General features: G+C 42.4%; 31 protein-coding genes. 28 read left to right on the top strand and 3 right to left on the bottom strand.

Going from position 1 to position 21,642, the window contains the following annotated elements; all coding sequences use genetic code 11:
* The first annotated feature begins 354 nt into the window (after positions 1-354).
* The 28 genes from EXU30_RS00235 to EXU30_RS00115 all read left to right on the top strand — a co-directional run bounded on the left by EXU30_RS00235 (position 355) and on the right by EXU30_RS00115 (position 20,075).
* Entirely contained in the window at positions 355-1,422 is a 1,068-nt protein-coding gene (locus tag EXU30_RS00235; RefSeq protein ID WP_130597288.1) for a phage/plasmid replication protein, II/X family, read from the top strand.
* A 2-nt stretch (positions 1,423-1,424) separates the two neighbouring features.
* Positions 1,425-1,775, top strand: coding sequence for a hypothetical protein (locus tag EXU30_RS00230; RefSeq protein ID WP_130597287.1), 351 nt, complete (start codon positions 1,425-1,427; stop codon positions 1,773-1,775).
* Between the two features lie 356 nt (positions 1,776-2,131).
* Positions 2,132-2,281: a hypothetical protein gene (locus tag EXU30_RS20195; RefSeq protein ID WP_165398935.1), complete on the top strand. Its 150-nt coding sequence runs from the start codon at positions 2,132-2,134 to the stop codon at positions 2,279-2,281.
* Positions 2,282-2,291: 10 nt separating this feature from the next.
* Positions 2,292-2,498, top strand: a complete 207-nt coding sequence (locus tag EXU30_RS00225; protein ID WP_130597286.1) for a hypothetical protein — start codon at positions 2,292-2,294, stop codon at positions 2,496-2,498.
* A 9-nt stretch (positions 2,499-2,507) separates the two neighbouring features.
* Complete coding sequence (locus tag EXU30_RS00220) at positions 2,508-3,884, top strand: hypothetical protein (protein WP_130597291.1); 1,377 nt, start codon at positions 2,508-2,510, stop codon at positions 3,882-3,884.
* Positions 3,884-4,228 carry a DUF2523 family protein gene (locus EXU30_RS00215; RefSeq protein ID WP_130597283.1) on the top strand — a complete coding sequence of 115 codons (345 nt, stop codon included), beginning with the start codon at positions 3,884-3,886 and terminating at the stop codon, positions 4,226-4,228. Before EXU30_RS00220 ends, EXU30_RS00215 begins: the two co-directional genes overlap by 1 nt.
* The gene (locus EXU30_RS00210) at positions 4,225-5,022 is read left to right on the top strand and encodes a zonular occludens toxin domain-containing protein (protein WP_130597293.1); all 798 of its coding nucleotides are present in this window, start codon (positions 4,225-4,227) and stop codon (positions 5,020-5,022) included. The genes EXU30_RS00215 and EXU30_RS00210 overlap by 4 nt, the downstream gene beginning before the upstream one ends.
* 20 nt (positions 5,023-5,042) lie before the next feature.
* Positions 5,043-5,411, top strand: a complete 369-nt coding sequence (locus tag EXU30_RS00205; protein WP_130597292.1) for a hypothetical protein — start codon at positions 5,043-5,045, stop codon at positions 5,409-5,411.
* Between the two features lie 635 nt (positions 5,412-6,046).
* Positions 6,047-6,268 (top strand): hypothetical protein, encoded by a 222-nt coding sequence (locus EXU30_RS00200; protein ID WP_130597290.1) that lies wholly within the window; start codon positions 6,047-6,049, stop codon positions 6,266-6,268.
* Positions 6,261-6,629, top strand: coding sequence for a hypothetical protein (locus EXU30_RS00195; protein ID WP_130597289.1), 369 nt, complete (start codon positions 6,261-6,263; stop codon positions 6,627-6,629). Before EXU30_RS00200 ends, EXU30_RS00195 begins: the two co-directional genes overlap by 8 nt.
* A gap of 536 nt (positions 6,630-7,165) precedes the next feature.
* Complete coding sequence (locus EXU30_RS00190; RefSeq protein WP_130597288.1) at positions 7,166-8,233, top strand: phage/plasmid replication protein, II/X family; 1,068 nt, start codon at positions 7,166-7,168, stop codon at positions 8,231-8,233.
* Between the two features lie 2 nt (positions 8,234-8,235).
* Positions 8,236-8,586, top strand: a complete 351-nt coding sequence (locus EXU30_RS00185; RefSeq protein ID WP_130597287.1) for a hypothetical protein — start codon at positions 8,236-8,238, stop codon at positions 8,584-8,586.
* A 356-nt stretch (positions 8,587-8,942) separates the two neighbouring features.
* A complete protein-coding gene (locus EXU30_RS20190; protein WP_165398935.1) occupies positions 8,943-9,092 on the top strand; it encodes a hypothetical protein in 150 nt (49 codons plus the stop codon).
* A 10-nt stretch (positions 9,093-9,102) separates the two neighbouring features.
* Complete coding sequence (locus tag EXU30_RS00180) at positions 9,103-9,309, top strand: hypothetical protein (RefSeq protein WP_130597286.1); 207 nt, start codon at positions 9,103-9,105, stop codon at positions 9,307-9,309.
* Between the two features lie 9 nt (positions 9,310-9,318).
* Complete coding sequence (locus tag EXU30_RS00175; protein WP_130597291.1) at positions 9,319-10,695, top strand: hypothetical protein; 1,377 nt, start codon at positions 9,319-9,321, stop codon at positions 10,693-10,695.
* Positions 10,695-11,039, top strand: coding sequence for a DUF2523 family protein (locus EXU30_RS00170; protein WP_130597283.1), 345 nt, complete (start codon positions 10,695-10,697; stop codon positions 11,037-11,039). The genes EXU30_RS00175 and EXU30_RS00170 overlap by 1 nt, the downstream gene beginning before the upstream one ends.
* Positions 11,036-12,223: a zonular occludens toxin domain-containing protein gene (locus EXU30_RS00165; RefSeq protein ID WP_130597282.1), complete on the top strand. Its 1,188-nt coding sequence runs from the start codon at positions 11,036-11,038 to the stop codon at positions 12,221-12,223. Before EXU30_RS00170 ends, EXU30_RS00165 begins: the two co-directional genes overlap by 4 nt.
* Positions 12,224-12,859: 636 nt before the next feature.
* Positions 12,860-13,081, top strand: coding sequence for a hypothetical protein (locus tag EXU30_RS00160; protein WP_130597290.1), 222 nt, complete (start codon positions 12,860-12,862; stop codon positions 13,079-13,081).
* On the top strand, positions 13,074-13,442 hold the full coding sequence (locus EXU30_RS00155; protein ID WP_130597289.1) for a hypothetical protein: 369 nt from the start codon (positions 13,074-13,076) through the stop codon (positions 13,440-13,442). Before EXU30_RS00160 ends, EXU30_RS00155 begins: the two co-directional genes overlap by 8 nt.
* Positions 13,443-13,978: 536 nt before the next feature.
* Positions 13,979-15,046 carry a phage/plasmid replication protein, II/X family gene (locus EXU30_RS00150; RefSeq protein ID WP_130597288.1) on the top strand — a complete coding sequence of 356 codons (1,068 nt, stop codon included), beginning with the start codon at positions 13,979-13,981 and terminating at the stop codon, positions 15,044-15,046.
* A 2-nt stretch (positions 15,047-15,048) separates the two neighbouring features.
* On the top strand, positions 15,049-15,399 hold the full coding sequence (locus EXU30_RS00145; RefSeq protein ID WP_130597287.1) for a hypothetical protein: 351 nt from the start codon (positions 15,049-15,051) through the stop codon (positions 15,397-15,399).
* 356 nt (positions 15,400-15,755) lie between these two features.
* Positions 15,756-15,905, top strand: coding sequence for a hypothetical protein (locus tag EXU30_RS20185; RefSeq protein ID WP_165398935.1), 150 nt, complete (start codon positions 15,756-15,758; stop codon positions 15,903-15,905).
* A 10-nt stretch (positions 15,906-15,915) separates the two neighbouring features.
* The gene (locus tag EXU30_RS00140; RefSeq protein WP_130597286.1) at positions 15,916-16,122 is read left to right on the top strand and encodes a hypothetical protein; all 207 of its coding nucleotides are present in this window, start codon (positions 15,916-15,918) and stop codon (positions 16,120-16,122) included.
* 9 nt (positions 16,123-16,131) lie between these two features.
* Entirely contained in the window at positions 16,132-16,581 is a 450-nt protein-coding gene (locus tag EXU30_RS00135) for a hypothetical protein (RefSeq protein WP_130597285.1), read from the top strand.
* Positions 16,491-17,507 (top strand): hypothetical protein, encoded by a 1,017-nt coding sequence (locus tag EXU30_RS00130; protein WP_165398934.1) that lies wholly within the window; start codon positions 16,491-16,493, stop codon positions 17,505-17,507. The genes EXU30_RS00135 and EXU30_RS00130 overlap by 91 nt, the downstream gene beginning before the upstream one ends.
* Positions 17,507-17,851, top strand: a complete 345-nt coding sequence (locus EXU30_RS00125) for a DUF2523 family protein (protein ID WP_130597283.1) — start codon at positions 17,507-17,509, stop codon at positions 17,849-17,851. The genes EXU30_RS00130 and EXU30_RS00125 overlap by 1 nt, the downstream gene beginning before the upstream one ends.
* A complete protein-coding gene (locus tag EXU30_RS00120; protein WP_130597282.1) occupies positions 17,848-19,035 on the top strand; it encodes a zonular occludens toxin domain-containing protein in 1,188 nt (395 codons plus the stop codon). The genes EXU30_RS00125 and EXU30_RS00120 overlap by 4 nt, the downstream gene beginning before the upstream one ends.
* Positions 19,036-19,658: 623 nt before the next feature.
* Positions 19,659-20,075, top strand: a complete 417-nt coding sequence (locus EXU30_RS00115; RefSeq protein ID WP_130597281.1) for a hypothetical protein — start codon at positions 19,659-19,661, stop codon at positions 20,073-20,075.
* Between the two features lie 23 nt (positions 20,076-20,098).
* Here the strand turns inward: EXU30_RS00115 and EXU30_RS00110 are convergent, their stop codons facing one another.
* The 3 genes from EXU30_RS00110 to EXU30_RS00100 all read right to left on the bottom strand — a co-directional run bounded on the left by EXU30_RS00110 (position 20,099) and on the right by EXU30_RS00100 (position 21,642).
* A complete protein-coding gene (locus EXU30_RS00110) occupies positions 20,099-20,575 on the bottom strand; it encodes a type II toxin-antitoxin system death-on-curing family toxin (protein ID WP_130597280.1) in 477 nt (158 codons plus the stop codon).
* Entirely contained in the window at positions 20,572-20,769 is a 198-nt protein-coding gene (locus tag EXU30_RS00105; protein ID WP_130597279.1) for a hypothetical protein, read from the bottom strand. The genes EXU30_RS00110 and EXU30_RS00105 overlap by 4 nt, the downstream gene beginning before the upstream one ends.
* A gap of 393 nt (positions 20,770-21,162) precedes the next feature.
* Positions 21,163-21,642, bottom strand: coding sequence for a hypothetical protein (locus EXU30_RS00100; protein ID WP_130597278.1), 480 nt, complete (start codon positions 21,640-21,642; stop codon positions 21,163-21,165).

Below are 21,642 nucleotides of genomic sequence, written 5' to 3'. Positions count from 1 at the left end.
TGTAATACTGCACTTTTGTCCCATTCGTGGGACTAATCCTGTTTTTTTAGCCAGTCTTCCACTGATACTTTTTCTATTTCTCTTTCGAGAATGAAGTGGATTATCTCTGCTTCAGATACGACTTCCTTTGTTTCGACCGTTAGGTCGTACGCCTTTTCCTTTAGCGCTTCTGCGTGCTTTGGTTTAACTCTTACCGTTGATATTAATTTAGCCATTTATTTTAACACAATGTTTAGTCGTACTCTGATCATAGGAATTACGTCACAAGTTACAAGTTACTATTGACATGTTATATGTAACACGTATACATTTACATCCAATGTAATATGTAACATGTCACAGGACGACGTAAGCATGATTGATTGGGCTACTGTAGAAATCGCGCTTGAGCATGAACCGATAGCATCTGACCGCTTTATCAAGGTCAAGGCTGACGGTGAAATCGAGTATGAAACAGTTTGCAGAAATCGCATTCAAGCAGGGTCTTATGAATCTTCAATATCTATTCGTTCGTTAGGTTCGAACGGGCAGGGCAAAGCGACACATCTTCAAATTGACGGTAACCCGTCAAAGTTCACGCAAGGTCACAATGTCTTTGGCATTAATCATTTACTACCGCTTGTATCTCGCACGTTCAAGGTAATCACGGGCTATCTCCAAATTGACTACACAGACCAAGAATTTTGGGCTGTTCAACGTGGTCACTATCGTATTACTCGCATTGATATTAATGAGTCGTTTGAACTCGACAATCTTCTTTCTGTTCGTAGCTGGTTGAAAGCTGCCGAGCTTAAATCTAAAACCCGTCATGGTCGCCCAACTAGCAAGGGTGGCACTGTTTATTGGGGTCAGAATTCACGCCGTTGGGCAATTAAAGCCTACTGCAAATATGACGAAATCAACTCGGGTAAAAAACACCAATTACCCGATGAACTTAAAAATACAAAAATACCTAAATGGGCTGAGTCAAAGCTCAGGATTGAATTGGTACTCCGTGGTATGGAGTTAGCCAAATTAGAAATAAAACAGGGTGCCGATTTAACGCCCGAGCGAATTGAAGAATTATACAACGCCTATCTCGGGAGGCTTGAAATGTCTAAGAACGTGACACTAACAGATAGCTCAGCGCTTAATTTGCCGCGCAAATTGCAATCAACTTATATGCTTTGGACGCAAGGCCATGACTTGAAAACGTTGCTTCCTCGAACGACTTTTTATCGTCAACGCAAAGAATTATTAGAGCATGACATTGACATCAATATGTCATGTGACCAACCGAATCAAACCAACGTTGTACCACTTCTTAAAGTTCTTGAGGCCAAGCCTGTATCAACGCCTGCTTGGGCTTTTAATGAGGGTCTTGTTTTAGATCCAACTTCCGATAAAACCCATGTGGGTTATGTACTAAAAAAGGTGTCTTAATTATGGCTAAGTTATTCGTTCAAGGTGTCGTAGAGGGTTTCCAAACGCTGACCAGCAAGGCTGGCAAAGTTTACGGTTATAACCTCGGCATTTCTTCAAGTTTCACCAACAAATATGGTCAACCAGAGAAACGTATTGTTGACGTTCGATACAACGACCAAACACGCGCAGAAGTTGAGCGCATGGCAGCACCGCTTGTTGGTAAGGAAGTCTATGTTGAAGTTTGGGCTTCGGGTAATGAGTTCAATGGTCGCGTGAATGTTGAATACAACTTCCAGCGTGATTCAAAGATTATCGATGCAAATTTAGCAGACCCGTACGGTGAAGTACGCAAGTCTGTTAAGGCGGCATAAATGACGATGTTAACTGTTTATGTCAAAAGCAAGTCTGGTGAGGTAATTCGCTTTGAATCTACGCAGAAAACGAACGTTGATTTTGCTGATTTATCTTACTTTGGGTATCCACAAACAAAACTTGCAAAGGCTGTCAAATCAGCCTTAAAGGTCTAGATATGTTGCCACTGGACGCGATTTTTCTCTCTGTCACTAGCTTTGCGTTCGGTGGCCTTTTTACATTTGCTGTTATCTATTACAGCTGCAAGGGTCGTAGAAAGCATGGATATTAGTACGTTTTTAACGCTCTCTATATCACTGTTTATCGGTTTTACATCGATTCTCACTTTTCTGATTTCGTATGGAATAGGTCAGTCATGGAAATAATCGAACACGATTTTTGGGGCTTGGTAGATAAAGGCATTGTACTTGCCAGCGCAAGCTATTACCTCTGTATAGCATGTATTGGTTTTGCGCTTGGTATGAAGCAATACGCATTACGCGTGTTTTTAGGTGTGTCTACATAAGGAAATATGTATGTTTAAAAAAGCAACTGCAGCAACCATTTTGATGGTTGGTTTTATGGGGTCAGCAATGGCTAATACCGATGGCACTGAAATCTTCACGGAAATTGGTGTCACTGTAGGTCTGTTTGCTGCTGCGGCTATGGTGCTGTTCTTAGCAATCCAAAAGCCACTGCTTATTATGAAGCTAGCGAAGAAGTTCCTAGGTCGCTCAACTTAATAGGTGGTAATGATGAAAGGGCTGTTATTAGTTCTCGGGCTGATTTCAGCCCTTTTGTCGTCTATAGTACAGGCGACAACGATTTATGATACTGCGAGTTATGAATCGCCACAGAAAGATATTACCGAGCAATGGCTTTGTGGCGCATTTAATTCGTTTCCTGCGAAAATCATGGATTTAGAGGCGTGTCGCGACCAAGGTAAAAACTCAATTAACTTGTGGGGCGATTCTTGGGGCGAATGTACTGCAAATACAAGTACACCCAATGAAGTCTTTTGGCATTGCGCTGTTACATGGTCAGATGGGACGTGGAAGTATGACCAAAAAGTCGGTCACGCATTCAAACAAGAAGATATATCAGAAAGCTCATGCCCCCCTGAAACAAACCCGAATTATTCCTATAGTTACGATTCAACTGGCGATGGTGAAATTGACCGTTGTTATGAACCTAATGAGTTAGATAGCGCATCAAATTGCGGTTCACTTGCCACCGATGGCACGGTTATGCCAATGGCGGGTAATACGTCATTACAGGTCTGTGTTACTAACGATAATAACGGTGCCAGCTGTGGCTTTCAGATGGTGTCTAATGGCGAATGGCATTACTACGAGCCAGACTTAGAAATTAACTGTTTTGGCGATAGTGATGTGCCAGATTATGACCCCGATGCTAATCAACAGCAACCGGGTGACGAACAGTGTGTTGCTAATGGTACTGGTTTCATGTGTAGCGCCGACCCATCTGTCGAGTGTAATGCGCAAGGCGTTTGTGCTGATGGTTGTGGTTATGTGAATAATCAATTTGTTTGCTTTCGTGAAACGCCATGCACAGGCGAGGGCTGCGAACCGCCAGAATTGGACTGCACTAAAAATCCCGAATCACCGACTTGTAAAGCCAAAGAGGAAGAGCCCGACCCAGACCCCGAACCATGTACAGGTGAAAACTGTGATGATAATGGTGGTGAGAACGGTGGTAACAATGGCGGGTCAGGTGGCTCATTTGTGCTTGACTATGAGCGTCTAATCAACGGTATGAAAGAGGCCGCAGGTATGTTGATTGATGAATCGCCTATGCCTGATGGTGACGCAATGGTTGGTGACGTCACAGACAAGTTAAATGCTGCATTAGATGAAGAGGCAAAGCTGCACGAAGATGGTCTTTTTGATGGTTATCTCGATGCTTTTGATGGTTCCGTTTTCGATGTCTTAAAAAATATTTTCCCTCCGGTTGGTTCTTGTACTGCTATTGATTTTAGTCTGTTTGCAATAGACATATGTCCAGCTGCGGATATTGTTCGCTCGCTCATGGCCACGTTCTTCTATGGTCTCACTGCGTTTTACATTTTCCATGTGTTTAGTAACCGATTTACAAGGAGTAAGAACTAATGCCGTTACCTGCAATTATAGGCTTACCCGCTTTGGCAACGATGATTGGTGGTTTTGTTACCTCAGCTGTCACATGGATTTTGTCTAAAGTAACGGTCAAAGTCGGGGTGATACTTGCTGCACTTGCTGTCATGGCCACTGCGACAGCTGCGGTTGTGTTGGCGTTTTCTACTGCGCTTAATGCTGCAATTAATGGCATGTCTGCTGATGTAATGACGGGTTTGTATTTTTTACCTAGCAATATCAATCACTGCATTGGGTTGGTTGTTGGCTTTCATGCAAGCCTAATTACATATGATATGACGATGAAAGTTGTTGGTTTGAAAATAGAGATAGCCAAATGATTTATATCGTAACGGGCGTTCTTGGCGGTGGTAAATCGTTGATTGCTGTATCAAGAATCAAAATGTATTTAGATCGCGGTTCTCGTATTGTGACAAACATGGATTTATTCATGGAGTATCTCACAGATAAAGACGACAAGAGCGCTCGTGTAATGCGAGTACCTGATTACCCAACCGCTAATGATTTGGATGCGTGTGGTGTTGGTTATGACGGCGTTTTAAAAGGCAAGTTTAATGATGATGAAGCTGGGCTCATGGTACTTGATGAGGGTGCTGTTTGGCTTAACTCGCGTGATTATCGCAATTCAGATCGTGGCAACATGGTTAAAAAAGTTGTTCACTTGCGCAAGCAAGGTTGGCATGTACTTTTAATTGTTCAAGATGAAGAAATGCTAGATAAACAGGCTAGGGATGCGCTTGGTGAGCATGTTGTTTATTGTCAGCGTACCGACCGTATGAAGATGCCCATTCTTGGTGAATGGTCTAAGGCATTAGGCAAGAAAGAGATTAAGCCGCCTAAGGTTCACGTGGGTAACGTTAAATATAAAACGTCAGCTGGTATGCATACGGTTGATACTTGGTATTACCAAGGTGCTGAGCTTTATAACGCATACAATACATGCCAAATATTTGAAAAGGATTCAGACATTCAAGGCGTTTGCACTGTGTTGCCGTCTTGGTACATATATGGGAGATATACAAATGATACCGAACATCAGACCCGTAGATTTAACGAGTCAGACCAAGCAGGTCGCCCGAAAAGAACCGTCCGGCCTTTTTCACTGGGGCAATAGTTGCGGGTGTATTGTCTTGGATGTTTTTACCCGCTGAAGAAGTTGAAGCGAGTGCTAGCGTTCCTGAGTCTGTAAAAGAGTCGGTTGCTGAATTGAAACCCAAACACCCACTTGATGGTGTGTTTATTACTGCTTCAGTTAAATCAACAAAAAGCTTTGATTATGTGTTCGAATCAAATAATGCTGTTGTTTATCCTGAGCATCACGGCTATCGCGTACGTTACATTAATGAGTGCCGTGCTAACTTAATTAAAGATTCTGAGAGCATTTACATTACATGCAATGCAGGTCGACCGATTGAAGCGACGGCTCAGAGCCGTGAGGTCTCTGCGCCTAGCGAAAGCGGCGAACAACCATTAGATAAAATTCTTGCTCCATTTAAGGATTGATATGCCTAACAAAGACACTGGTTTACGTTTATCGCTAGAGGCTGTAGAGCTGCTTGTAAGTATCTTGCTTAAGCTGTTATTGCTAGCGTGTTGTATCAAGTACTTATTGAGCTAACTGCGCACAATGAAATTTATGTTTATTCGTTGACATTATTTATTTTGTCTGATCTACTGTAATTGACCAATACGGAGTCGCTAAACTAAATGACCTGGGCGAATCGGTTAAGTGCCTTATAGCTGTATATGGTAACTGACTTAAATGGAATGGTAGGCATAGAACCTTGTCACTGGCGTAAACAATGCAGCTCGTCAAACTAAAGATCTCTTCAGAACCCATCTAATGATGGGTTTTGTTGTTTTGGCGCCAATATAAAACTGCGCACAATAAAATCAGATTATGTTGAGTGTTTGCCGTAGCATAATCGCCAGTGGCGTAGGCCGCTGAAAGCGCACGTAACATAATCACATTGTGCGAAGTTCAAACCCTGCCAATTCGGTGGGTTTTTTATTATGTACGGGTATCCATAATTGATAAAAAGTATACAAATAATCATGTTTTCTATTGATTAAATGTTGACAATTAATCAAGAGTCTCTATAATTAAATGTATACAAACAATCAAGAGAGATAACGTTATGGCTAAGCAATCTGATTTAAACTTTGTTGAAAACACTAAGTCTTGCGTTTTTTGTAGTTTCAAAGATATCGAGTTCTTTTGGGAGAAGGGTACTGATACAGTGATTGTTTCAGGTTTTTACTCTGATATCTCTCTACGCTATCGCTGTGACCGCGAAATCAGCGCTACAGACGCTCGCAAGGCTATTGTTAAGTTTGTTGGAGATACTTTTCATGTCTAATCATGGTGGCGTAAGAAAGGGTGCTGGTCGCCCTAAAGGTTCTAAGGTTGCCGAACCGACTAAAGGCGTTCGCGTTCCTCTTGGTGCTGAGCATGCAGTTAAGTCTTTAATCAAATGCTATAAGCAACATAATGAAGCATCTTTACGTAACTTAACGTCTATGGCCGAGACGGCCGCGCTCGAACTTGGCCAAGATAGCGCTTTTCTTTTAGCGTTTGCGTTAACTAATCAACGAGCTGCAATTAATTCCGTTACTCTTATTGATAACTTTAAGACTGCTAACGCTCATCTTTTAAGTCCCACTGATGAACTTATTGATTCTATGGAGGATAACGAAGATTGGGTTGGTTTCGATGATTAAGGGATTATTAAACCGTAGGTTTGATGCTGAGCGGAGCGGGCGCTTGTAAGCTGCTGCGCTTTTTGCAGCTGTAGTTTTTCGCTCTGCCAGACTCTTTTAACGATCACGTTATGGACTCCAAACGAAGTTTAACGGCCGTAGGCAAAACCATGTTTTGGGGTACGAAGAAAAAGTGCAGTACCTGTAATACTGCACTTTTGTCCCATTCGTGGGACTAATCCTGTTTTTTTAGCCAGTCTTCCACTGATACTTTTTCTATTTCTCTTTCGAGAATGAAGTGGATTATCTCTGCTTCAGATACGACTTCCTTTGTTTCGACCGTTAGGTCGTACGCCTTTTCCTTTAGCGCTTCTGCGTGCTTTGGTTTAACTCTTACCGTTGATATTAATTTAGCCATTTATTTTAACACAATGTTTAGTCGTACTCTGATCATAGGAATTACGTCACAAGTTACAAGTTACTATTGACATGTTATATGTAACACGTATACATTTACATCCAATGTAATATGTAACATGTCACAGGACGACGTAAGCATGATTGATTGGGCTACTGTAGAAATCGCGCTTGAGCATGAACCGATAGCATCTGACCGCTTTATCAAGGTCAAGGCTGACGGTGAAATCGAGTATGAAACAGTTTGCAGAAATCGCATTCAAGCAGGGTCTTATGAATCTTCAATATCTATTCGTTCGTTAGGTTCGAACGGGCAGGGCAAAGCGACACATCTTCAAATTGACGGTAACCCGTCAAAGTTCACGCAAGGTCACAATGTCTTTGGCATTAATCATTTACTACCGCTTGTATCTCGCACGTTCAAGGTAATCACGGGCTATCTCCAAATTGACTACACAGACCAAGAATTTTGGGCTGTTCAACGTGGTCACTATCGTATTACTCGCATTGATATTAATGAGTCGTTTGAACTCGACAATCTTCTTTCTGTTCGTAGCTGGTTGAAAGCTGCCGAGCTTAAATCTAAAACCCGTCATGGTCGCCCAACTAGCAAGGGTGGCACTGTTTATTGGGGTCAGAATTCACGCCGTTGGGCAATTAAAGCCTACTGCAAATATGACGAAATCAACTCGGGTAAAAAACACCAATTACCCGATGAACTTAAAAATACAAAAATACCTAAATGGGCTGAGTCAAAGCTCAGGATTGAATTGGTACTCCGTGGTATGGAGTTAGCCAAATTAGAAATAAAACAGGGTGCCGATTTAACGCCCGAGCGAATTGAAGAATTATACAACGCCTATCTCGGGAGGCTTGAAATGTCTAAGAACGTGACACTAACAGATAGCTCAGCGCTTAATTTGCCGCGCAAATTGCAATCAACTTATATGCTTTGGACGCAAGGCCATGACTTGAAAACGTTGCTTCCTCGAACGACTTTTTATCGTCAACGCAAAGAATTATTAGAGCATGACATTGACATCAATATGTCATGTGACCAACCGAATCAAACCAACGTTGTACCACTTCTTAAAGTTCTTGAGGCCAAGCCTGTATCAACGCCTGCTTGGGCTTTTAATGAGGGTCTTGTTTTAGATCCAACTTCCGATAAAACCCATGTGGGTTATGTACTAAAAAAGGTGTCTTAATTATGGCTAAGTTATTCGTTCAAGGTGTCGTAGAGGGTTTCCAAACGCTGACCAGCAAGGCTGGCAAAGTTTACGGTTATAACCTCGGCATTTCTTCAAGTTTCACCAACAAATATGGTCAACCAGAGAAACGTATTGTTGACGTTCGATACAACGACCAAACACGCGCAGAAGTTGAGCGCATGGCAGCACCGCTTGTTGGTAAGGAAGTCTATGTTGAAGTTTGGGCTTCGGGTAATGAGTTCAATGGTCGCGTGAATGTTGAATACAACTTCCAGCGTGATTCAAAGATTATCGATGCAAATTTAGCAGACCCGTACGGTGAAGTACGCAAGTCTGTTAAGGCGGCATAAATGACGATGTTAACTGTTTATGTCAAAAGCAAGTCTGGTGAGGTAATTCGCTTTGAATCTACGCAGAAAACGAACGTTGATTTTGCTGATTTATCTTACTTTGGGTATCCACAAACAAAACTTGCAAAGGCTGTCAAATCAGCCTTAAAGGTCTAGATATGTTGCCACTGGACGCGATTTTTCTCTCTGTCACTAGCTTTGCGTTCGGTGGCCTTTTTACATTTGCTGTTATCTATTACAGCTGCAAGGGTCGTAGAAAGCATGGATATTAGTACGTTTTTAACGCTCTCTATATCACTGTTTATCGGTTTTACATCGATTCTCACTTTTCTGATTTCGTATGGAATAGGTCAGTCATGGAAATAATCGAACACGATTTTTGGGGCTTGGTAGATAAAGGCATTGTACTTGCCAGCGCAAGCTATTACCTCTGTATAGCATGTATTGGTTTTGCGCTTGGTATGAAGCAATACGCATTACGCGTGTTTTTAGGTGTGTCTACATAAGGAAATATGTATGTTTAAAAAAGCAACTGCAGCAACCATTTTGATGGTTGGTTTTATGGGGTCAGCAATGGCTAATACCGATGGCACTGAAATCTTCACGGAAATTGGTGTCACTGTAGGTCTGTTTGCTGCTGCGGCTATGGTGCTGTTCTTAGCAATCCAAAAGCCACTGCTTATTATGAAGCTAGCGAAGAAGTTCCTAGGTCGCTCAACTTAATAGGTGGTAATGATGAAAGGGCTGTTATTAGTTCTCGGGCTGATTTCAGCCCTTTTGTCGTCTATAGTACAGGCGACAACGATTTATGATACTGCGAGTTATGAATCGCCACAGAAAGATATTACCGAGCAATGGCTTTGTGGCGCATTTAATTCGTTTCCTGCGAAAATCATGGATTTAGAGGCGTGTCGCGACCAAGGTAAAAACTCAATTAACTTGTGGGGCGATTCTTGGGGCGAATGTACTGCAAATACAAGTACACCCAATGAAGTCTTTTGGCATTGCGCTGTTACATGGTCAGATGGGACGTGGAAGTATGACCAAAAAGTCGGTCACGCATTCAAACAAGAAGATATATCAGAAAGCTCATGCCCCCCTGAAACAAACCCGAATTATTCCTATAGTTACGATTCAACTGGCGATGGTGAAATTGACCGTTGTTATGAACCTAATGAGTTAGATAGCGCATCAAATTGCGGTTCACTTGCCACCGATGGCACGGTTATGCCAATGGCGGGTAATACGTCATTACAGGTCTGTGTTACTAACGATAATAACGGTGCCAGCTGTGGCTTTCAGATGGTGTCTAATGGCGAATGGCATTACTACGAGCCAGACTTAGAAATTAACTGTTTTGGCGATAGTGATGTGCCAGATTATGACCCCGATGCTAATCAACAGCAACCGGGTGACGAACAGTGTGTTGCTAATGGTACTGGTTTCATGTGTAGCGCCGACCCATCTGTCGAGTGTAATGCGCAAGGCGTTTGTGCTGATGGTTGTGGTTATGTGAATAATCAATTTGTTTGCTTTCGTGAAACGCCATGCACAGGCGAGGGCTGCGAACCGCCAGAATTGGACTGCACTAAAAATCCCGAATCACCGACTTGTAAAGCCAAAGAGGAAGAGCCCGACCCAGACCCCGAACCATGTACAGGTGAAAACTGTGATGATAATGGTGGTGAGAACGGTGGTAACAATGGCGGGTCAGGTGGCTCATTTGTGCTTGACTATGAGCGTCTAATCAACGGTATGAAAGAGGCCGCAGGTATGTTGATTGATGAATCGCCTATGCCTGATGGTGACGCAATGGTTGGTGACGTCACAGACAAGTTAAATGCTGCATTAGATGAAGAGGCAAAGCTGCACGAAGATGGTCTTTTTGATGGTTATCTCGATGCTTTTGATGGTTCCGTTTTCGATGTCTTAAAAAATATTTTCCCTCCGGTTGGTTCTTGTACTGCTATTGATTTTAGTCTGTTTGCAATAGACATATGTCCAGCTGCGGATATTGTTCGCTCGCTCATGGCCACGTTCTTCTATGGTCTCACTGCGTTTTACATTTTCCATGTGTTTAGTAACCGATTTACAAGGAGTAAGAACTAATGCCGTTACCTGCAATTATAGGCTTACCCGCTTTGGCAACGATGATTGGTGGTTTTGTTACCTCAGCTGTCACATGGATTTTGTCTAAAGTAACGGTCAAAGTCGGGGTGATACTTGCTGCACTTGCTGTCATGGCCACTGCGACAGCTGCGGTTGTGTTGGCGTTTTCTACTGCGCTTAATGCTGCAATTAATGGCATGTCTGCTGATGTAATGACGGGTTTGTATTTTTTACCTAGCAATATCAATCACTGCATTGGGTTGGTTGTTGGCTTTCATGCAAGCCTAATTACATATGATATGACGATGAAAGTTGTTGGTTTGAAAATAGAGATAGCCAAATGATTTATATCGTAACGGGCGTTCTTGGCGGTGGTAAATCGTTGATTGCTGTATCAAGAATCAAAATGTATTTAGATCGCGGTTCTCGTATTGTGACAAACATGGATTTATTCATGGAGTATCTCACAGATAAAGACGACAAGAGCGCTCGTGTAATGCGAGTACCTGATTACCCAACCGCTAATGATTTGGATGCGTGTGGTGTTGGTTATGACGGCGTTTTAAAAGGCAAGTTTAATGATGATGAAGCTGGGCTCATGGTACTTGATGAGGGTGCTGTTTGGCTTAACTCGCGTGATTATCGCAATTCAGATCGTGGCAACATGGTTAAAAAAGTTGTTCACTTGCGCAAGCAAGGTTGGCATGTACTTTTAATTGTTCAAGATGAAGAAATGCTAGATAAACAGGCTAGGGATGCGCTTGGTGAGCATGTTGTTTATTGTCAGCGTACCGACCGTATGAAGATGCCCATTCTTGGTGAATGGTCTAAGGCATTAGGCAAGAAAGAGATTAAGCCGCCTAAGGTTCACGTGGGTAACGTTAAATATAAAACGTCAGCTGGTATGCATACGGTTGATACTTGGTATTACCAAGGTGCTGAGCTTTATAACGCATACAATACATGCCAAATATTTGAAAAGGATTCAGACATTCAAGGCGTTTGCACTGTGTTGCCGTCTTGGTACATATATGGGAGATATACAAATGATACCGAACATCAGACCCGTAGATTTAACGAGTCAGACCAAGCAGGTCGCCCCGAAAAGAACCGTCCGGCCTTTTTCACTGGGGCAATAGTTGCGGGTGTATTGTCTTGGATGTTTTTACCCGCTGAAGAAGTTGAAGCGAGTGCTAGCGTTCCTGAGTCTGTAAAAGAGTCGGTTGCTGAATTGAAACCCAAACACCCACTTGATGGTGTGTTTATTACTGCTTCAGTTAAATCAACAAAAAGCTTTGATTATGTGTTCGAATCAAATAATGCTGTTGTTTATCCTGAGCATCACGGCTATCGCGTACGTTACATTAATGAGTGCCGTGCTAACTTAATTAAAGATTCTGAGAGCATTTACATTACATGCAATGCAGGTCGACCGATTGAAGCGACGGCTCAGAGCCGTGAGGTCTCTGCGCCTAGCGAAAGCGGCGAACAACCATTAGATAAAATTCTTGCTCCATTTAAGGATTGATATGCCTAACAAAGACACTGGTTTACGTTTATCGCTAGAGGCTGTAGAGCTGCTTGTAAGTATCTTGCTTAAGCTGTTATTGCTAGCGTGTTGTATCAAGTACTTATTGAGCTAACTGCGCACAATGAAATTTATGTTTATTCGTTGACATTATTTATTTTGTCTGATCTACTGTAATTGACCAATACGGAGTCGCTAAACTAAATGACCTGGGCGAATCGGTTAAGTGCCTTATAGCTGTATATGGTAACTGACTTAAATGGAATGGTAGGCATAGAACCTTGTCACTGGCGTAAACAATGCAGCTCGTCAAACTAAAGATCTCTTCAGAACCCATCTAATGATGGGTTTTGTTGTTTTGGCGCCAATATAAAACTGCGCACAATAAAATCAGATTATGTTGAGTGTTTGCCGTAGCATAATCGCCAGTGGCGTAGGCCGCTGAAAGCGCACGTAACATAATCACATTGTGCGAAGTTCAAACCCTGCCAATTCGGTGGGGTTTTTTATTATGTACGGGTATCCATAATTGATAAAAAGTATACAAATAATCATGTTTTCTATTGATTAAATGTTGACAATTAATCAAGAGTCTCTATAATTAAATGTATACAAACAATCAAGAGAGATAACGTTATGGCTAAGCAATCTGATTTAAACTTTGTTGAAAACACTAAGTCTTGCGTTTTTTGTAGTTTCAAAGATATCGAGTTCTTTTGGGAGAAGGGTACTGATACAGTGATTGTTTCAGGTTTTTACTCTGATATCTCTCTACGCTATCGCTGTGACCGCGAAATCAGCGCTACAGACGCTCGCAAGGCTATTGTTAAGTTTGTTGGAGATACTTTTCATGTCTAATCATGGTGGCGTAAGAAAGGGTGCTGGTCGCCCTAAAGGTTCTAAGGTTGCCGAACCGACTAAAGGCGTTCGCGTTCCTCTTGGTGCTGAGCATGCAGTTAAGTCTTTAATCAAATGCTATAAGCAACATAATGAAGCATCTTTACGTAACTTAACGTCTATGGCCGAGACGGCCGCGCTCGAACTTGGCCAAGATAGCGCTTTTCTTTTAGCGTTTGCGTTAACTAATCAACGAGCTGCAATTAATTCCGTTACTCTTATTGATAACTTTAAGACTGCTAACGCTCATCTTTTAAGTCCCACTGATGAACTTATTGATTCTATGGAGGATAACGAAGATTGGGTTGGTTTCGATGATTAAGGGATTATTAAACCGTAGGTTTGATGCTGAGCGGAGCGGGCGCTTGTAAGCTGCTGCGCTTTTTGCAGCTGTAGTTTTTCGCTCTGCCAGACTCTTTTAACGATCACGTTATGGACTCCAAACGAAGTTTAACGGCCGTAGGCAAAACCATGTTTTGGGGTACGAAGAAAAAGTGCAGTACCTGTAATACTGCACTTTTGTCCCATTCGTGGGACTAATCCTGTTTTTTTAGCCAGTCTTCCACTGATACTTTTTCTATTTCTCTTTCGAGAATGAAGTGGATTATCTCTGCTTCAGATACGACTTCCTTTGTTTCGACCGTTAGGTCGTACGCCTTTTCCTTTAGCGCTTCTGCGTGCTTTGGTTTAACTCTTACCGTTGATATTAATTTAGCCATTTATTTTAACACAATGTTTAGTCGTACTCTGATCATAGGAATTACGTCACAAGTTACAAGTTACTATTGACATGTTATATGTAACACGTATACATTTACATCCAATGTAATATGTAACATGTCACAGGACGACGTAAGCATGATTGATTGGGCTACTGTAGAAATCGCGCTTGAGCATGAACCGATAGCATCTGACCGCTTTATCAAGGTCAAGGCTGACGGTGAAATCGAGTATGAAACAGTTTGCAGAAATCGCATTCAAGCAGGGTCTTATGAATCTTCAATATCTATTCGTTCGTTAGGTTCGAACGGGCAGGGCAAAGCGACACATCTTCAAATTGACGGTAACCCGTCAAAGTTCACGCAAGGTCACAATGTCTTTGGCATTAATCATTTACTACCGCTTGTATCTCGCACGTTCAAGGTAATCACGGGCTATCTCCAAATTGACTACACAGACCAAGAATTTTGGGCTGTTCAACGTGGTCACTATCGTATTACTCGCATTGATATTAATGAGTCGTTTGAACTCGACAATCTTCTTTCTGTTCGTAGCTGGTTGAAAGCTGCCGAGCTTAAATCTAAAACCCGTCATGGTCGCCCAACTAGCAAGGGTGGCACTGTTTATTGGGGTCAGAATTCACGCCGTTGGGCAATTAAAGCCTACTGCAAATATGACGAAATCAACTCGGGTAAAAAACACCAATTACCCGATGAACTTAAAAATACAAAAATACCTAAATGGGCTGAGTCAAAGCTCAGGATTGAATTGGTACTCCGTGGTATGGAGTTAGCCAAATTAGAAATAAAACAGGGTGCCGATTTAACGCCCGAGCGAATTGAAGAATTATACAACGCCTATCTCGGGAGGCTTGAAATGTCTAAGAACGTGACACTAACAGATAGCTCAGCGCTTAATTTGCCGCGCAAATTGCAATCAACTTATATGCTTTGGACGCAAGGCCATGACTTGAAAACGTTGCTTCCTCGAACGACTTTTTATCGTCAACGCAAAGAATTATTAGAGCATGACATTGACATCAATATGTCATGTGACCAACCGAATCAAACCAACGTTGTACCACTTCTTAAAGTTCTTGAGGCCAAGCCTGTATCAACGCCTGCTTGGGCTTTTAATGAGGGTCTTGTTTTAGATCCAACTTCCGATAAAACCCATGTGGGTTATGTACTAAAAAAGGTGTCTTAATTATGGCTAAGTTATTCGTTCAAGGTGTCGTAGAGGGTTTCCAAACGCTGACCAGCAAGGCTGGCAAAGTTTACGGTTATAACCTCGGCATTTCTTCAAGTTTCACCAACAAATATGGTCAACCAGAGAAACGTATTGTTGACGTTCGATACAACGACCAAACACGCGCAGAAGTTGAGCGCATGGCAGCACCGCTTGTTGGTAAGGAAGTCTATGTTGAAGTTTGGGCTTCGGGTAATGAGTTCAATGGTCGCGTGAATGTTGAATACAACTTCCAGCGTGATTCAAAGATTATCGATGCAAATTTAGCAGACCCGTACGGTGAAGTACGCAAGTCTGTTAAGGCGGCATAAATGACGATGTTAACTGTTTATGTCAAAAGCAAGTCTGGTGAGGTAATTCGCTTTGAATCTACGCAGAAAACGAACGTTGATTTTGCTGATTTATCTTACTTTGGGTATCCACAAACAAAACTTGCAAAGGCTGTCAAATCAGCCTTAAAGGTCTAGATATGTTGCCACTGGACGCGATTTTTCTCTCTGTCACTAGCTTTGCGTTCGGTGGCCTTTTTACATTTGCTGTTATCTATTACAGCTGCAAGGGTCGTAGAAAGCATGGATATTAGTACGTTTTTAACGCTCTCTATATCACTGTTTATCGGTTTTACATCGATTCTCACTTTTCTGATTTCGTATGGAATAGGTCAGTCATGGAAATAATCGAACACGATTTTTGGGGCTTGGTAGATAAAGGCATTGTACTTGCCAGCGCAAGCTATTACCTCTGTATAGCATGTATTGGTTTTGCGCTTGGTATGAAGCAATACGCATTACGCGTGTTTTTAGGTGTGTCTACATAAGGAAATATGTATGTTTAAAAAAGCAACTGCAGCAACCATTTTGATGGTTGGTTTTATGGGGTCAGCAATGGCTAATACCGATGGCACTGAAATCTTCACGGAAATTGGTGTCACTGTAGGTCTGTTTGCTGCTGCGGCTATGGTGCTGTTCTTAGCAATCCAAAAGCCACTGCTTATTATGAAGCTAGCGAAGAAGTTCCTAGGTCGCTCAACTTAATAGGTGGTAATGATGAAAGGGCTGTTATTAGTTCTCGGGCTGATTTCAGCCCTTTTGTCGTCTATAGTACAGGCGACAACGATTTATGATACTGCGAGTTATGAATCGCCACAGAAAGATATTACCGAGCAATGGCTTTGTGGCGCATTTAATTCGTTTCCTGCGAAAATCATGGATTTAGAGGCGTGTCGCGACCAAGGTAAAAACTCAATTAACTTGTGGGGCGATTCTTGGGGCGAATGTACTGCAAATACAAGTACACCCAATGAAGTCTTTTGGCATTGCGCTGTTACATGGTCAGATGGGACGTGGAAGTATGACCAAAAAGTCGGTCACGCATTCAAACAAGAAGATATATCAGAAAGCTCATGCCCCCTGAAACAAACCCGAATTATTCCTATAGTTACGATTCAACTGGCGATGGTGAAATTGACCGTTGTTATGAACCTAATGAGTTAGATAGCGCATCAAATTGCGGTTCACTTGCCACCGATGGCACGGTTATGCCAATGGCGGGTAATACGTCATTACAGGTCTGTGTTACTAACGATAATAACGGTGCCAGCTGTGGCTTTCAGATGGTGTCTAATGGCGAATGGCATTACTACGAGCCAGACTTAGAAATTAACTGTTTTGGCGATAGTGATGTGCCAGATTATGACCCCGATGCTAATCAACAGCAACCGGGTGACGAACAGTGTGTTGCTAATGGTACTGGTTTCATGTGTAGCGCCGACCCATCTGTCGAGTGTAATGCGCAAGGCGTTTGTGCTGATGGTTGTGGTTATGTGAATAATCAATTTGTTTGCTTTCGTGAAACGCCATGCACAGGCGAGGGCTGCGAACCGCCAGAATTGGACTGCACTAAAAATCCCGAATCACCGACTTGTAAAGCCAAAGAGGAAGAGCCCGACCCAGACCCCGAACCATGTACAGGTGAAAACTGTGATGATAATGGTGGTGAGAACGGTGGTAACAATGGCGGGTCAGGTGGCTCATTTGTGCTTGACTATGAGCGTCTAATCAACGGTATGAAAGAGGCCGCAGGTATGTTGATTGATGAATCGCCTATGCCTGATGGTGACGCAATGGTTGGTGACGTCACAGACAAGTTAAATGCTGCATTAGATGAAGAGGCAAAGCTGCACGAAGATGGTCTTTTTGATGGTTATCTCGATGCTTTTGATGGTTCCGTTTTCGATGTCTTAAAAAATATTTTCCCTCCGGTTGGTTCTTGTACTGCTATTGATTTTAGTCTGTTTGCAATAGACATATGTCCAGCTGCGGATATTGTTCGCTCGCTCATGGCCACGTTCTTCTATGGTCTCACTGCGTTTTACATTTTCCATGTGTTTAGTAACCGATTTACAAGGAGTAAGAACTAATGCCGTTACCTGCAATTATAGGCTTACCCGCTTTGGCAACGATGATTGGTGGTTTTGTTACCTCAGCTGTCACATGGATTTTGTCTAAAGTAACGGTCAAAGTCGGGGTGATACTTGCTGCACTTGCTGTCATGGCCACTGCGACAGCTGCGGTTGTGTTGGCGTTTTCTACTGCGCTTAATGCTGCAATTAATGGCATGTCTGCTGATGTAATGACGGGTTTGTATTTTTTACCTAGCAATATCAATCACTGCATTGGGTTGGTTGTTGGCTTTCATGCAAGCCTAATTACATATGATATGACGATGAAAGTTGTTGGTTTGAAAATAGAGATAGCCAAATGATTTATATCGTAACGGGCGTTCTTGGCGGTGGTAAATCGTTGATTGCTGTATCAAGAATCAAAATGTATTTAGATCGCGGTTCTCGTATTGTGACAAACATGGATTTATTCATGGAGTATCTCACAGATAAAGACGACAAGAGCGCTCGTGTAATGCGAGTACCTGATTACCCAACCGCTAATGATTTGGATGCGTGTGGTGTTGGTTATGACGGCGTTTTAAAAGGCAAGTTTAATGATGATGAAGCTGGGCTCATGGTACTTGATGAGGGTGCTGTTTGGCTTAACTCGCGTGATTATCGCAATTCAGATCGTGGCAACATGGTTAAAAAAGTTGTTCACTTGCGCAAGCAAGGTTGGCATGTACTTTTAATTGTTCAAGATGAAGAAATGCTAGATAAACAGGCTAGGGATGCGCTTGGTGAGCATGTTGTTTATTGTCAGCGTACCGACCGTATGAAGATGCCCATTCTTGGTGAATGGTCTAAGGCATTAGGCAAGAAAGAGATTAAGCCGCCTAAGGTTCACGTGGGTAACGTTAAATATAAAACGTCAGCTGGTATGCATACGGTTGATACTTGGTATTACCAAGGTGCTGAGCTTTATAACGCATACAATACATGCCAAATATTTGAAAAGGATTCAGACATTCAAGGCGTTTGCACTGTGTTGCCGTCTTGGTACATATATGGGAGATATACAAATGATACCGAACATCAGACCCGTAGATTTAACGAGTCAGACCAAGCAGGTCGCCCCGAAAAGAACCGTCCGGCCTTTTTCACTGGGGCAATAGTTGCGGGTGTATTGTCTTGGATGTTTTTACCCGCTGAAGAAGTTGAAGCGAGTGCTAGCGTTCCTGAGTCTGTAAAAGAGTCGGTTGCTGAATTGAAACCCAAACACCCACTTGATGGTGTGTTTATTACTGCTTCAGTTAAATCAACAAAAAGCTTTGATTATGTGTTCGAATCAAATAATGCTGTTGTTTATCCTGAGCATCACGGCTATCGCGTACGTTACATTAATGAGTGCCGTGCTAACTTAATTAAAGATTCTGAGAGCATTTACATTACATGCAATGCAGGTCGACCGATTGAAGCGACGGCTCAGAGCCGTGAGGTCTCTGCGCCTAGCGAAAGCGGCGAACAACCATTAGATAAAATTCTTGCTCCATTTAAGGATTGATATGCCTAACAAAGACACTGGTTTACGTTTATCGCTAGAGGCTGTAGAGCTGCTTGTAAGTATCTTGCTTAAGCTGTTATTGCTAGCGTGTTGTATCAAGTACTTATTGAGCTAACTGCGCACAATGAAATTTATGTTTATTCGTTGACATTATTTATTTTGTCTGATCTACTGTAATTGACCAATACGGAGTCGCTAAACTAAATGACCTGGGCGAATCGGTTAAGTGCCTTATAGCTGTATATGGTAACTGACTTAAATGGAATGGTAGGCATAGAACCTTGTCACTGGCGTAAACAATGCAGCTCGTCAAACTAAAGATCTCTTCAGAACCCATCTAATGATGGGTTTTGTTGTTTTGGCGCCAATATAAAACTGCGCACAATGTATATTATGTTAAATACAATATTTAATATTCTTGACATTCAATAACTTACAAACCTGTTTTCTAAAGTCCTTATACAGCGCCATGTTAGCACCAAATATTTATTTATATAAGCGTTCTGTAAAACTCACTACAAAAGCCTTAAAAACCACATTTAATGCTAGTCACCTTGTTATAACCTCCTGCTGCTGTTTTTCGCTTGGTTATGCGAAAACAATATAATAAGGATATTAAAAAAATGCAGATGTATTACAGAAACGCGCACAACTACCTGTATCTGTGCAACCACAAAGACAAATTCCAAACCCTGTTTAACAATGACCACCGCGCTATATGCGACTTTTTCGATGTTGATAAGTCAACAGCTTACCGTTGGATCAATGAAGGAAAACCCACTAACAAGACAGCCTTACGTTTGTTAGATATTGCTGCTTCGGGTTTCATGCCATGTAATGAAGCGTGGAACGGCTACTTTATTTTTAATGGCCGTTTGGTGACTAAATCGGGCTACGTGCTGCAGCCCTGGGAAATTGAACATTTAAGTGAAGCTGCAGGACACGATCCAATCGCTGAACGACTGGTTAATCAGCCCCGCAATTTTAAGCCCTGGCGTGACCGTGAACCCGCGTTCGTGAAGAAGCTACACCGTAAATAATAAAAAAGCCGCTGGTTAGCGGCTTAATTGATGAGCTTTTTAATAATATCAACTAGCTTAACCACGCCTAACCCAAGCGTTGTTATACCGAATATAGCCAAGTACACATTAGCCAACTCTTTGTGGGTGATCTTCTTCTCTGCAACGAGTACCAATAATTCTGTTGGGTACCTGACTTCCTCAGACTCTTTAAAGTGGTCAATCATGCCTGTTAATGTATCTGGGTAGACATGGTTTAACGACAGAATCGTCAGTGAAGCTACAAATGCAGTCCGCTTATTACCATCTGGGAACGCATGGCCAACGGCGATAGCCTCTGCATACAAGGCGGCAATATTGAACACATCAGGCGTAAATTCGTCATCGTAATAAATACGGTGTTGAATGCGGCTAACTACTGACTCAATTTTATCAAGCGAATAACGGGCTTTAAGCCCCTGCTCTGTTTCCATTAAGTCGTCATGGATTTGAGCTACCTGCTCTGGGCTAAGTAGCTTCAACGGTGCGCTAGCTCTTTGATGGTTTTGTTGAACTGGGTGCGAATACGCCCAGATTGAGTTTTCACTTCGCTTTCTGTTGCAAAGCTAAAGTTCTTATCAAAGTCTGAGATATTAAGCTGTGAGCGTTGTTTTCCGTTAGAGATCGATTTGGTCACTCTAAGTGCTTGCTCTGGGGTTAGTTGTCTCGCTTTCATTGTTCCGGCCTATAAATCAGGGTCTTGTCTTAATCATATCACATATGATTAAGCCGCTACTATATAGCGGCTTAACAGCTTAACTAACGTAAATTTTGACGTACTAACGTGATTAGTTACGTCTTTTTACCCATCCGGCCAAGACCAGGACTAATGCACCCAGGATAAATATCAGTGTGTTGCTTGGCTGCACTTTGATAACTACGGGGTCTGGGGTTCTTACGTCTACTGCAAAGTCAGTTGGTATCATCTTTTTTAGCCTCCACTATAGTGATCCGTTTATCAAGTTCGTGTATTAAGCCTGTGAAATAGGTCTTTTGTTCGTTAATCAGGCTGCTAATGCGCCATAGCAACAGCACAACGGCCACGCTTGATAAGTCTAAGCCCAATGATTTAAGTGTCGCTAGTAGTGCTATGTCCATCTAACCGCCCTCTTTTTATTTGTTTTTGGTGCCAGAATGCTCTAAACAATCGCATCAGGCCAAGTGTGCTTACTGCGATACCTACGATCACAAATTCAAAGTACCAGGGCGCACCGTCATACCCCATAGCCGCCCAGCCTTTGTGCATGTATGGCTGCAGTGCTGGCACAAAGTGCATTAAGAACAAGCACAGGAATACACCGATAATAATCTCATCCATTGAGGATTCGCGGCGGTTCTGCAGTACTTGCATATCGTAATCAAAGTCCTGCGCTTGCTTTAGCTCGAGCTGGCGAGTTTTGGCGTTTAGCTCTGCTAGTTTTAGATTAACTTCTGCAGTTGCGATTGCTGCAGTGCTTTCTGCAGCGATACGTTTACGCTCTCGATAGCCGCCTGTTAGGTCGGCTATCGGGTCGGTTAGAAAGCTAAAGATTGATTTTAGCCAAGTCAT

This window comes from Shewanella maritima, from assembly GCF_004295345.1.
In the GTDB taxonomy this organism is placed as follows: Bacteria; Pseudomonadota; Gammaproteobacteria; order Enterobacterales; family Shewanellaceae; genus Shewanella; species Shewanella maritima.
The sequence above is the reverse complement of the archived record's forward strand: the minus strand, read 5'-3'. Positions and strand labels throughout refer to the sequence as shown.